Annotated in this window: 11 protein-coding genes; 8 read left to right on the forward strand and 3 right to left on the reverse strand. The window is 67.0% G+C overall.

All coding sequences use genetic code 11. The features are described from left to right. Window positions 1–130 precede the first annotated feature (130 nt). The 4 genes from QSJ34_RS00125 to prfA all read left to right on the forward strand — a co-directional run bounded on the left by QSJ34_RS00125 (window position 131) and on the right by prfA (window position 2,908). Window positions 131–457, forward strand: coding sequence for a PadR family transcriptional regulator (locus QSJ34_RS00125; RefSeq protein ID WP_285568689.1), 327 nt, complete (start codon window positions 131–133; stop codon window positions 455–457). Window positions 458–463: 6 nt separating this feature from the next. After that, window positions 464–1,222 carry a hypothetical protein gene (locus tag QSJ34_RS00130; protein WP_285568691.1) on the forward strand — a complete coding sequence of 253 codons (759 nt, stop codon included), beginning with the start codon at window positions 464–466 and terminating at the stop codon, window positions 1,220–1,222. A gap of 261 nt (window positions 1,223–1,483) precedes the next feature. After that, window positions 1,484–1,732, forward strand: a complete 249-nt coding sequence (gene rpmE / locus QSJ34_RS00135) for a 50S ribosomal protein L31 (RefSeq protein ID WP_285568692.1) — start codon at window positions 1,484–1,486, stop codon at window positions 1,730–1,732. A gap of 102 nt (window positions 1,733–1,834) precedes the next feature. After that, the gene (prfA, locus tag QSJ34_RS00140; protein ID WP_285568695.1) at window positions 1,835–2,908 is read left to right on the forward strand and encodes a peptide chain release factor 1; all 1,074 of its coding nucleotides are present in this window, start codon (window positions 1,835–1,837) and stop codon (window positions 2,906–2,908) included. 84 nt (window positions 2,909–2,992) lie between these two features. Here the strand turns inward: prfA and QSJ34_RS00145 are convergent, their stop codons facing one another. Continuing rightward, complete coding sequence (locus QSJ34_RS00145) at window positions 2,993–3,826, reverse strand: hypothetical protein (RefSeq protein WP_285568698.1); 834 nt, start codon at window positions 3,824–3,826, stop codon at window positions 2,993–2,995. A gap of 64 nt (window positions 3,827–3,890) precedes the next feature. Here QSJ34_RS00145 and QSJ34_RS00150 point away from each other — a divergent pair, with 64 nt between their 5' ends. The 4 genes from QSJ34_RS00150 (at window position 3,891) to dnaJ (ending at window position 8,831) form a co-directional block, all read left to right on the forward strand. Continuing rightward, window positions 3,891–4,940, forward strand: a complete 1,050-nt coding sequence (locus QSJ34_RS00150; protein ID WP_285568701.1) for an HrcA family transcriptional regulator — start codon at window positions 3,891–3,893, stop codon at window positions 4,938–4,940. Window positions 4,941–4,980: 40 nt separating this feature from the next. Next, the gene (locus QSJ34_RS00155) at window positions 4,981–5,667 is read left to right on the forward strand and encodes a nucleotide exchange factor GrpE (RefSeq protein ID WP_285568703.1); all 687 of its coding nucleotides are present in this window, start codon (window positions 4,981–4,983) and stop codon (window positions 5,665–5,667) included. Window positions 5,668–5,762: 95 nt separating this feature from the next. Then, window positions 5,763–7,628: a molecular chaperone DnaK gene (gene dnaK / locus QSJ34_RS00160; protein ID WP_285568705.1), complete on the forward strand. Its 1,866-nt coding sequence runs from the start codon at window positions 5,763–5,765 to the stop codon at window positions 7,626–7,628. Window positions 7,629–7,667: 39 nt separating this feature from the next. Further along, window positions 7,668–8,831 carry a molecular chaperone DnaJ gene (gene dnaJ, locus QSJ34_RS00165; protein ID WP_420798808.1) on the forward strand — a complete coding sequence of 388 codons (1,164 nt, stop codon included), beginning with the start codon at window positions 7,668–7,670 and terminating at the stop codon, window positions 8,829–8,831. 20 nt (window positions 8,832–8,851) lie between these two features. Here the strand turns inward: dnaJ and QSJ34_RS00170 are convergent, their stop codons facing one another. Next, on the reverse strand, window positions 8,852–10,009 hold the full coding sequence (locus tag QSJ34_RS00170) for a GGDEF domain-containing protein (protein ID WP_285568709.1): 1,158 nt from the start codon (window positions 10,007–10,009) through the stop codon (window positions 8,852–8,854). Window positions 10,010–10,054: 45 nt separating this feature from the next. Further along, window positions 10,055–12,013 (reverse strand): hypothetical protein, encoded by a 1,959-nt coding sequence (locus QSJ34_RS00175; RefSeq protein ID WP_285568711.1) that lies wholly within the window; start codon window positions 12,011–12,013, stop codon window positions 10,055–10,057. Between the last annotated feature and the right edge of the window lie 54 nt (window positions 12,014–12,067).

Genomic DNA, 12,067 nt, shown 5'->3' on the forward strand with positions numbered 1-12,067 from the left:
CCTGACCGAGGCAATGAAGGGGGGCTGAGGCGCAAGATCAATCGTTGGGAAAGATCCCCGCCCGCCTTGACGGCCATCACTTTGCGAGGCACATTAAAGATGTGCATTTTCTCCTAACCCGGAGGCCCCCGTGGACCGTGAACTGTTGAAGGGCAGCACTCCCCTGCTGCTATTGTCCTTGCTCTGCGAGGGGCCCATGTACGGCTACCAGATCATCGAGACGGTTCGCCAGCGCACGGGGGGCACCTATACCTTGAAGGAGGGCGCCTTGTATCCGGCCCTCCATAAACTCGAGGCGACCGAGTTCATCGCCTCGTACTGGGAGACCCAGGAGAACGGGCGGGAGCGGCGCTACTACGCCATCCAGCCGGCGGGCCTGGCCTTCCTGACGGCCAAGAAGAAGGAATGGAACCAGTTCGTCGACATGGTTCAGGCCTTCGTGGGGCCGAGGGCCTAGGCACACGTGTCCCGGGCTCTGGAGGCCTATCTCGCCCAGGTGGGTACAGGCCTCAAGGGGCTGACCGGGCGACGCCGCGCCACCCTGATCCGGGAACTGGAAGCCCATCTGCGGGATGAGGCCGAGGCCCGGGGGATCGAATCCGAATCGGCCATGGCGGCCATGCTTTCGGAAAAGGAACATCCCAGCTTGCTGGCGGAGGAGCTGGCGGCGGGCGAGGGCCAGGATGCCAATCACCGCGGGGGCGCGGCCCTGGCGGCCGGCATGATCATCGGCCTCGCCACCGGTGGGCACATGTGGTTCGAGGGCTGGCGCTGGTATATCGCCCTGGCCTTCGCTGCCGCCCAGGGCTTGGCCGTGGGCGCCGGCTACTTCTGGGTGCGCCGCCACTGGCTGCGCCTCGATCCCTGGGCCCGGACCCTGGTGGCCCTCCTCATCACCTCGATCCTGTCCATCCCCCTCGGGTTCACGACCCACCACGGCTTCAAACCCACCCGGCTGCTCTACGGCGCCTTCACGGGCTTCCTGCTGGAGCGCCACAGCCAGGAGCGGCCCCTCTGGGAAACGCTCCTCGAACCCATCGTCTTCACGGCCCTCATGTTCATCCTCGAGGCCGGCATCCTGGGCCGGGTCCGGTTCCAGTGGGGGAAGGTGCCCCTGGAGCTCAGCTTCAACGCCACCATCCTGCTGAGCGTGATGCTGGCCAACCGCTTCAAGCGGATGCTCGCCGAACGCCGGGTGCTGATGCCCCAAGAGCAGGGGTGAATGCTGTCCGGGGGTTCCCCTCGCAACGCACGCGTTGCAAGGACCTAAGGGCGCGCTGCGCGCACACCCCCGGACCCCCACGCCGTATCTCGGCGGAGCCGGGATACGGCTATTCCTCAACAGGCGGCGTGTCTGCTCGGCTGGTCGGGGAATCCCCCTTGAGTCAAGGCGGTTCCGGCGCTAGACTGGTCGTCTTGCGTGGACAAGCCGCGTGCAGATACCCCGCTCATGGGGGCATCCGGTCGGTCCCAGGAGGAAGCGATGAAAGAGAACATGCACCCCGAACTTCATGACGTGAAGGTTCACTGCGCCTGCGGGAACGAGTTCATGACGCGCTCCACCAAGAAGGAGCTGCGCGTGGAAATCTGCTCCAACTGCCACCCCTACTTCACGGGCAAGCAGCGCCTGATGGATACCGAAGGCCGCGTGGAGAAGTTCAACAAGAAGTACGCGAAGAAGGAAGCCCCTGCCGCCGCCCCCGAGGTTGCTGCCGAGACGACCGAAGCCTAGCTCTGCTGTCCCCAAGAACGGGCCGATTTCTCGGCCCGTTCTTTTTTTGTGTGCTTCCAATTTCGGCTTGGCCGAAATTGGAAGGTGGCGAAAAGGTGGATCATGCTCGATCAATTAGAAGCCGTCGATGCCCGCTTCCAGGAAGTGGAGGCGCAGCTGCAGGATCCGGCCGTGGTGTCGGATCCCAAGCGCCTGCGCGAGCTGACCAAGCTCCGCGCGGAGCTGGAGCCCGTGGTGCTGGCCTTCCAGGCCCAGCGCACGCGGATGAAGCAGCTGGAGGAGGCTGAACTCATCCTGGGCGACAAGACCATGGACGCGGACCTGCGTGAGATGGCCGAGATGGAGATCCCGGTTCTGAAGAAGGCCATCGCCGAAGGCGACGCTGAGATCAAGCGGCTGCTCATCCCCAAGGATCCCGCCGACGCCAAGAACGTCATCCTCGAAGTGCGCGCGGGCACGGGCGGGGAAGAGGCGGCGCTCTTCGCCGCGGAACTCTTCCGCATGTACATCCGTTTCGCCGAACGGCGCGGCTTCAAGGTGTCCGTGCTGGACGAGAGCGACGCCGATGCGGGCGGGCTCAAGGAGGCCACGGCCGAGATCCAGGGGGACGGCGCCTACAGTCTCTTCCGCTTCGAAAGCGGCGTGCACCGCGTGCAGCGCGTGCCCAAGACCGAGACCCAGGGCCGCATCCACACCTCCGCCGCCACCGTGGCCGTCATGCCCGAGGCGGAGGAAGTCGATATCGAGATCCACCAGAAGGACCTGCGCATCGATACCTTCTGTTCCGGCGGCAAGGGCGGCCAGAGCGTGAACACCACCTATTCCGCCGTGCGCCTCACCCACCTGCCGACTAACACCGTCGTCAGCTGCCAGGATGAGCGCAGCCAGATCAAGAACATGGCCAAGGCCATGACCGTGCTGCGCAGCCGCCTGCTACAGAAGGCCCAGGACGAAGCCGACGCGGCCCACTCGGCGCTGCGCAAATCCCAGGTGGGCAGCGGCGACCGCAGCGAAAAGATCCGCACCTACAACTTCCCCCAGGGCCGCGTCACCGACCACCGCGTGGGCGTCACCATCCACCAGATCGACAGCTTCATGTCGGGGCAAATCGAGCCCATCATCGAGCCCCTGCGCGCGGCCTTCGAGGCGGAGCGGCTGCAGTCCATCGAGGCCTGATTTTTTTCTGCCGCCAAATGCAGAAACGGGGGGCGAAGCCCCCCGTTTCTGATGTCGATCCGCTTTCAGCGGATCGGCTGAGACCTACTTCTTCAGCGTCACGCGCTCCGGCGCGCTGAGGCTGAAGGAGACGGGCTTGGTGTTGGAGATGCGGATGACGGTGTCGGCGGTGCCGGCGGCGAGGGCCGTTCCGGCGGCGGCACCGAGGGCGGCCCCGCCCAGGGCGTGGTCGTTCTTGTGCTTGCTGTCGGCGAGGATGCCGACGAGGGCGCCGAGAGCCGCGCCGCCGCCGATGTACTTGGCGTTGCGCTCGCCGCGCGCCGTGGCGACGACCACGTGGGTGTCGGTGTCGATGCCGACGCCGGCGACCTCCGTGAGGCGGATGCCGAGGGCGCCCTGGCCATTGCTCAGGCGGCCCGCGGCCGCGCTCTGGGTGATGACGCCGCGGGCGGAGCTGCCGGCGCTCCAGACGAGCTTGCCGTCCTGCACCACGTCGGAGGCCAGGGTGCCCTCCCAGGCATCGCCGGCCTGATCCTTTTCGGTGCTCAGTTCCCGGGCCAGGGTGATCTCGAGCTTGGTGCCGACGGGCACTTCCACGACCACGGGCTTGGAGGTCTCCTTGGGCGCAGGGGCCTGGGCCAGGGTGAGGGCTTCTTGCTTCTTGGTTTCGGCGCGGCGCTTGGCGTCGGCCACCTGCCGTTCGAGGGCCTTGACCTGGGACTTGGTGAGGTGCTCCGCATCCTCGCCGGAGAGCTTGCCGGACTTGGCCTCGGCCAGCTGCTGTTCGAGCTGGGCGACCTTGGCGTCGGCGGCCTTGGCGGCTTCCTCGGCCTGGATGGCGGCCTCACTCTTGCGATTGCAAGCGACGGTCAAGACGAGGGCCGCTGCGAGAGCGGCATGGTAAAAGGCGGGGCGCATGGGGACCTCCTGAAGATCGTTGAGCGTGCCGTATAGTATGGCATCCCCATGTGGGATTCGCGCCATGGCCCAACCCAACCTCAACCCCCGCGGCGAATCCGTGCTGCGCACCCTCATCGAGACCTATCTCGAGGAGGGGGAGCCTGTGGGTTCGCGGCTGCTGGCCAAGCGGTATCCCGAGTCCCTGTCGAGCGCCACGATTCGCAGCGTGCTGTCGGATCTGGAGGACGAATCCCTCGTCGCCCAGCCTCACACGTCCGCAGGCCGGATCCCCACGGAGCGCGCCTACCGGTACTACGTGGACCGCTGGCTCAAGGGCATGCCGCCGGATCCCGAGGTGGAGGGCCGGCTGTCGTCGACCTTCGAAGGCCTGGACATGGACCCCGAGACCTGGGCCCGCCACGCCAGCCGAACCCTGGCGGAGGTCATGGGCGGGGTCTGCGTGGCCCTGCCCATGGCCCTCACCCAAAGCCGCCTGGTGCGGCTGGAATTCGTCTCCGTGGGGCCTGGGCGGCTGGTGGCCATCTGGGTGGGCAGCCTGGGCGAGGTCGAGCATCGCCTGATGGAGAACTTCTGGAACCACTCCCAGGAGGTGCTCACGGAGCTCGGAAACTACGCCACGGCCCAGTTTGCGGGCCTCACGTTGGCGGAGATGCGATCCCGCCTGCTGGACGCCCTGCGGGTGGGGGTGCAGGAAGGCGAATCCATCCGCCTCCGGCTCCAGGAGCTGGCGGCCCGCTGGCCGGAGGATCCGGCGGTCGATGACCCGCCCGTGCTCGTCTCGGGCCTGGGCCAGCTGGGCGGCCTGCCCGAATTCGAAGATGTGGTCCGCTTCCGGGATCTGGTGGCCGCCTTCGAGGAGCACGGGCGCCTGGCCCGCCTCCTGAACGCCTTTGCGGGCAGGGCCTCGGAAGAAGTGCAGCTGCTGCTGGGAACCGAGAACCCCTACTTCGAGACCTGGCCGCTGGCCACGGCCGTAAGGACGGTGGCCCTCGGCCCCGCGGGTTTCGTCACCTTCGCCCTGGTGGGCCCGCTTCGCATGGACTACCGACGGGTCATGGGCGGTCTGCAGTGGTGGTCGCGCCAGGTCCACCGGCGGCGATCTCGGCCCTAAAGCATTCCCGGCGCTTGCGTGACCTGCTTATACTGCTGCGATGCCTACTGATATCCCTGAACATCCGGACGCCAAGCCCCTCGCTTCCCAAGGTGAGGGCGAAGACCTGGTGGATCTCAACCTCGACGATTCGCTGGAGGGGGACCTCCAGTCCGTGGCCGATGAGGTCGCTTCGGAGTACCACACCCAGATCGTGCCGGAGATGGAACTGTCCGATTCGCCCGAGCCCTTCGAGGCTGATGCGCGCGTGAACCTGGAATCGGCCCTGACCGAAGCCGAGCACCAGATGGAGGATCTCCTCCGCCGCGAAGCCGAGCTGATGGATCAGCAGCGCCGCCTGGCGGCGGACTTCAACAACTTCCGCAACCGCGCCCAGCGGGACATCGCTCTGGCGGTGGAGCAGGCGGAGCGCAAGATCCTCCTGGAAATGCTGCCCGTCCTCGACAATTTCGATCGCAGCCTCGGGGCCAGCTACCAGGACGTTGAATCCTTCCGGGCCGGCGTCGACCTGATCCGCAAGCAGTTCCTGGAAGCCTTCCGCCGCCTCAACGTGGAGCAACTGCCCCTCCAGGTGGGCGATCCCTTCGACGCCCTCAACGCGGAAGCCCTCACGACCTACGCGGATCCGAACCTTCCGGACGGGGCCGTGGCGGCCATCTACGAGCGGGGTTTCAACCTCAAGGGTCAGCTTCTCCGGGCCGCCCGGGTGGTGGTGAATCGGCTTTGAATTTCGGGAATATCCTAGCCGGCTCTTGTGCTTGTGCTGGATGCGCCGCCGAGTTGTCGGTACGATGATTCAACGTGATCCCTGGAGTTCAACCCATGGCAGGCAAACTGATCGGCATTGATCTCGGTACGACCAACAGTTGCGTCTGCGTGATGGAAGGCGGGGACTCGCGCGTGATCCCCAACCGCGAGGGAAGCCGCACCACGCCTTCCGTGGTGGCTTTTACCGACAAGGGCGACGTGCTCGTCGGGCATATTGCCAAGCGCCAGGCCGTCACGAATCCCCAGCGCACGTTGTTCGCCGTGAAGCGCCTCATCGGGCAGCGCTTCCAGGCACCCCGCGTACAGAGCGCCATCTCGCGGCTTCCCTTTCCCGTGGTGTCCGCTCCCAACGGTGATGCCTGGCTGCGAGTCGGCGAGCGCGACTACGCACCGCCCGAAGTCTCAGCCATCGTGCTCCGCTCCCTGAAGCAGGCGGCGGAGGCCTTCCTCCACGAGGAAGTGACCGATGCGGTCATCACGGTTCCGGCCTACTTCGATGACGCCCAGCGTCAGGCCACCAAGGACGCGGGCAAGATCGCGGGCCTGAACGTCCAGCGCATCATCAACGAGCCCACGGCCGCGGCCCTCGCCTACGGGTTCAACAAGAAGGGCGTGAAGCAGATCCTCGGCATCTACGACTTCGGCGGCGGCACCATCGACTTCACGCTCATGGAGATGAACGACGGCGTCTTCGAAGTGCTCGCCACCAGCGGCGACACTTTCCTCGGCGGCGAAGACATCGACCAGATCATCCAGAACTGGCTGGTGGAGCAGTTCCGCGAAAAGACGAACATCGACCTTTCCGGCGACCGCATGGCCCTTCAGCGCCTGAAGGAGGCCAGCGAAAAGGCCAAGTGCGAACTCTCAACTTTGGATCGGGTGGAGATCCGTCTGCCCTTCATCGCCCAGGGACCCACGGGACCGCAGCATCTGGAGGCGACGCTCACCCGCGAGCAGCTGGAGGAGATGGTCAAGGATCTCGTCGAACAGACCCTCATCCCCATTCGCGATGCCCTGGAGCAGGGCGGCCACAGCGCCAAGCAGGTGGATGAAGTCATCCTCGTGGGCGGCCAGACGCGCATGCCGCTCGTGCAGCGCATGGTGCGCGACTTCTTCGGCAAGGAGCCCAACCGCAGCATCAACCCCGACGAGGTGGTGGCGCTGGGCGCCTCCATCCAGGGCGCCGTGCTCAAGGGCGACATCAAGGATCTGGTGCTGCTGGACGTGACGCCCCTCAGCCTGGGCATCGAGACCCAGGGCGGCGGCTTCGTGAAGATCATCCAGCGCAACGCCACCATCCCCACGCGCGACGCGCGCACCTTCACCACGGTCACCGACAACCAGAGCCGGGTGGAGATCCACGTGCTGCAGGGCGAGCGCGAACTGTCCGAGCACAACAAGAGCCTGGGCCGTTTCGACCTCATCAACCTGCCGCCCCTGCCCAAGGGCGTGCCGCAGATCGAAGTGGCCTTCGACATCGATTCCAACGGCATCGTGACGGTCTCGGCGCGCGACCTCATGACGGGCCTCGAGCAGAGCATGAGCATCCGCCCGAGCTCGGGCCTCTCCGAACTGGAGATCCAGCGGATGATCCGCGAGGCCCTGGCCAACGCGGAAACCGACGTGAAGAAGCGCGACGCGATGAAGTACATCGCCTCCGCCGAAGGGCTGATCTTCTCCTGCGACAAGAGCTTCATCGAGTGCGGCAAGTACCTCACGGACGAGCAGCAGTCCCTCGTTCGGGATGTGCTCTCCCGGGCGCGGCAGGCCGTGGCCGCCCAGGATCCCGAGGCGCTGCGCGCCTGCGAGACCCAGCTGCTGGAAGCCCAGAACCTGCTGACGGACGCGGTGCTGGCCGCCAGCGAAGCCATGATGGCCTCCCTGGACGGGGAGGGTGAGGGTGCGGCTCCACCCAATTAAGATTCGGAATCATCGGCTATCCTGAAAGATCAGGATGGGATGATGAAACGCGACTACTACGAAGTGCTCGGCGTCTCCAAGGAGGCCGGGGCCGATGAACTGAAGAAGGCCTACCGCAAGCTGGCGATGGAACTCCATCCCGACCGCAATCCGGGCAACAAGGAAGCGGAAGAGAAGTTCAAGGAGGCTGCCGAGGCCTACAGCGTGCTGTCGGACGCCGAAAAGCGGAAGGTCTACGATCAGTTCGGCCACGCGGGCCTAGGCGGCGCGGGCGGCGGCGGCCAGCAGTTCCAGTTCGACCCGGGCCAGTTCGCGGATTTCGAAGACATCCTCGGCAGCTTCTTCGGCGGCGGCATCTTCGGCGACCTCTTCGGCGGCGGCCGGCGCAAATCCGGCGGCGAGGAACGGGGCTCCGACCTGCAGTACAACCTCAAGCTCAGCTTCCAGGACGCCATCTTCGGCAAGGACGCGGTGGAGCTGTCCATTCCCCGCCTCGAAGCCTGCGACACCTGCCACGGCTCCGGCTGCGAAGCCGGCACGCGCGCCGAAACCTGCCCCCAGTGCCGTGGCGCGGGCCAGGTGGCCGTGCGCCAGGGCTTCTTCCAGATGCTCGCCCCCTGTCCGCGCTGCGAAGGCCGTGGGCGCATCATTCCCAAGCCCTGCAAGAGCTGCCACGGCGAGGGCCGGGTACATCGCAAATCCAAGGTCAGCTTCAAGGTCCCCGCGGGCGTGGATCGCGGCACGCGGCTCCGGCTCCAGAACCAGGGCGAGGCCGGCCGCTTCGGCGGCCGCACGGGCGACCTCTACGTGGTCTTCGACGTCGAGCAGGATACCCGCTACGAGCGTGATGGGAGCGATCTCCACCGCCGACTGGAAGTCCACTGGCCGTTGCTGGTGACGGGCGGCACCCTCGAGGTGGAGACGCCCTACGGTCCGGACAAGGTGAAGCTGGCCGCGGGTACCCCTGCGGACCATGTCGTGAAGCTCGTGAACGCGGGCGTGCCGCGCCTGCAGGGCAGCGGCCGGGGTGATCTGTATTTGCACCTGCGGGTGGCCGTGCCGAAATCCCTCAGTGCCGAGCAGCGCGAACTGGTCGAACAGCTCCGCCGCAGCCTGGAAGGCGAATCCGACCCGGCCGAGGATGAAGGCTTCCTCGCCAAGGTATTCGGATCCGAGAAGGGCAAGAAGAAGAAACGGAAGTAGCTCGGGATCTCGTCCCGGGCTCAGCCCGCCACGACGACGCGGCCCTTGCCTTCGCTCTTGGCCTGGAGCAGGGCGTGGTCGGCCTGGGCGATGAGATGCCCGGCGCCATCGGCGTGCTCGGGATAGGCGGCGACGCCCGCGCTGAGGGACACCGCGAGGTGATCGCGCCCCAGGTCCAGCGGGTGTTCCTGAAGCACCTGGAGCAGGCGCTCGCCCAGCTTTCGTGCGCCCTGGGAGGTGGTGCCGGGCATGAGGATGCAGAACTCGTCTCCGCCGTAGCGGTAGAGCCGGTCGTGGGCGCGGCAGAGACGCTGGGCCGTGCGGGCGACGGCCTCCAGCAGGAGGCTGCCGGCCGGATGGCCATGGCGGGTGTTGACCCGCTTGAGGTCGTCCACATCCAGGAAGAGCAGGGCGAGGGGTTCGGCGTTGGCCGCGGCGGAGCGGACGGCCTGGGGCAGTTCGGCCTCGAGGCAGCGGCGGTTCTGGGCCACCGTGAGGTCGTCCTTGAAGGACAGGGCGCGGCTTTCCTCCAGGTGCCAGGCGTTGAGCAGAAGGGGAGCCATGTCGTCGAAATCGCGCAGAAAGCGGTCGGGCGGCTCTTTTGGATCGGCGAGGCGCAGGATGCCCAGCTGTTCGGAGGGCACGAGGAGGTAGGCTTCGCCGCGCCGCACGAGGTCCGCCGCTTCCTGTCCGGGCAGGGGGGCCTCGGGGAAGATGCCGTCGCCGGCGCGCTGGTAGAAGAGGTCGTCCCGTCGAAGCCAGATGGCGCCGCCCTTGGCGCCGGACAAGCGGATGGCCCGGCCGAGGGCCAGCCGCAACAGCTCATCCAGGGTCGCCAGGTGCATCATCTGCCGCAGCCAGCCCTCACTGCCCAGGTCCCGTTGACGCAGGTGGAGGATGGCTTCGCGGGCGGCCTCCAGGGGGCGGTCCTGCAGCAGAACCCACCCGGGCCGGAGGTTGAGCACGGCGCTGACTTCCTCGGGTTCCGCCTGTTCGACCCACCAGAGGATTTCCGTTCCTTCGGCGGGAACCAGCCGGGGATCAGGATGCTCCGCCACCAGCACCAGCGATCCGGGGCCGGCACCTGGAACGATCTCGTGTCCCCAGGCCGCCAGGGCCGCCCGCAGCCTCTCCCCGGCGGGGGAAGGATGGACGTCCAACCAGTGGATGCGAGGCATGGGGCTCCCGGATGGCCTGCTCTTCGGCATGAGGCTGGGCCCCGGTTAACCCAGGGCCGCTTCGAGGCGCAGGGCCAGCTGGCGGAGGTGGGCGGCCAATTGGCCGAGGGTCGGAAGCGAGCCCTCCTTCTGCCCGCGCTCCACGCGAACCCAGCGCTTCAAAAGGGCCAGGGACTGGGGATCCCGCACGCCGAGCCGCTTGGAGGTCTGGATGAGTTTGTGGGAGAGGCGGGTGCGATCGGCGCCGGTGGGATTGGCCTGCAGTTCGACGATGAGCTTCAGGGCCTCCTGGGCCACTTCCAGATCCTGGCGGATGAGGGGGACCCGGGCGTTGATGCGGAGCAGGAAGAGCTCGAGGAAACGCAGCAGCTCGCCCAGCAGATCCATGCCGTCCCGGAGGGCCTGGGGCACATCCTGCGGGGACTCCAGTAGCTGGCCCAGGCCTTCGATCAGGCGTTCGGCTTCCTCGCGGTCCGGCCGGCGCATGAGCGGAAACTCCGGGCTCCGCCGGAAGGCCAACAGGTGCCGGTAGGTCTGGGACAGCCCCAGGGCCAGGCGCGGCCAGTCCTGGAGTTCGAGGTGGAGCTGCAACTGACCATGAAGGGGCGGCACCTGTTCCCAGAGCCGCTGGATGCGCAGGCGCAGGCGCTCCCCTTCTTCCATCATGCTGGGCGATTCGGGGAAGAGCCGGTGCTGCACGTCGGGGGAGAAGATCCCTACGAGTTCGCCCATCAGCTGCTTCTGGTGATTGATGAGGAGGCCCCGCAGGTTGTCCAGAGTCTGGGCCAGCTGGTCCGCGTCCTGGCCGGCCAGGGCCTGCTGGAGCAGGCTCCTCAGGGTTCCCTGATCCTGGTGGAGGCTCAGCACGGCCTGGCGGAGGAAGGCCCGCACGCGGTGAGTCTGAGGCGTGGTTGAATCCAGGCCGTCGCCATGGGCCGGGTCATAGGCCCGCTCGGCGAGCCGGCCCAGTTCGGATTCGAGGACGAGGAAGGTGGGCACCGCGGCATAGCGATCCCGGAGGCCTGCCGCGGCGGCGGGCTCGAGCGACTCCAGGAGGCCGAGCAGGGAGATGTGGCTGAGCAGGGCCCGGGCGACCACGGAAAAGGCAGGGCGATCGTGCAGGCGCAGCTGCTGAAGGAGGCGGCGCAGGTCCGGGGGCATGCTTTCCCGCAGGAGATCGGCATCCATGCGCGGCAAGGACCAGCCCAGGTGATCCCAGAGCCAGCGCAGGCTCCCCCGGACCTGCTCTACGGCGGGCCAGTGGATGCCCCGGTCCAGAGGACGAACCAGACTCAGACGCAGGTTGGAGACCACGTGCTCCAGGAGGAGCATCGGTTCGACGCGGGCGTGGATTTCGGCGGGGATACAGGCCTCGAGCTGCTCGGCCAGGCGGGTCAGCGATTCCTCCAACCGCCCCTGGCCGCGTATGGCCCGGTTCACGGACTTCATCTGGGCGTTGAGCCGGGCCACGGAGGCCGTACCGGGCTCGCTTTCCTGCAGGGCCGTGAGGACCCGGCGGAAACCGTCGCGGTGATCCGACAGAAAGGCAGACCACAGATGGTGGAGGTTGCCGGTGTCTTCGGAAGGCGCGAGGGACATGGCGCGCAGCGAGGCCAGGAGGTCCAGCAGCTGGGTCACCCACTCGGGCTGCTGGAGCTCCGCCAGCAGTTCCCGGTGGGCGGCCTCGGCCTGTTCACCCAGGCGCGCCAGGCTGTGGAGCATGACCAGGCCCATGGCGTTCCGGGATTCACCCAGCCGGCGGGGCGAGAAGGTGTGCAGGAAGGCGAGGAAGTAGCCCAGGTTCCGGCGGAGGGCCGCTTGGGCAGGGGACTCCTCCTGGGCTGGGACCCGCTGGGGCGCGGCCTCGAGGAGGGGCTCCAGATCCCTGGCCCCTTCCCGCAGAATGTCCTCCAGCAGCACGAGGTCCGTCCTCGATAGACCCTTCTCGCGGATCAGCTGCCGGGCCAGCAGCAGGCGCTGGGGCTGAGTACCTGGGGAGGACATGGCAAAAGCATACAATGGTTAGGCCTTCGATTGTCTTTACGTGGTGATACCATC

The organism is Geothrix limicola, from assembly GCF_030268085.1.
Lineage (GTDB): Bacteria > Acidobacteriota > Holophagae > Holophagales > Holophagaceae > Geothrix > Geothrix limicola.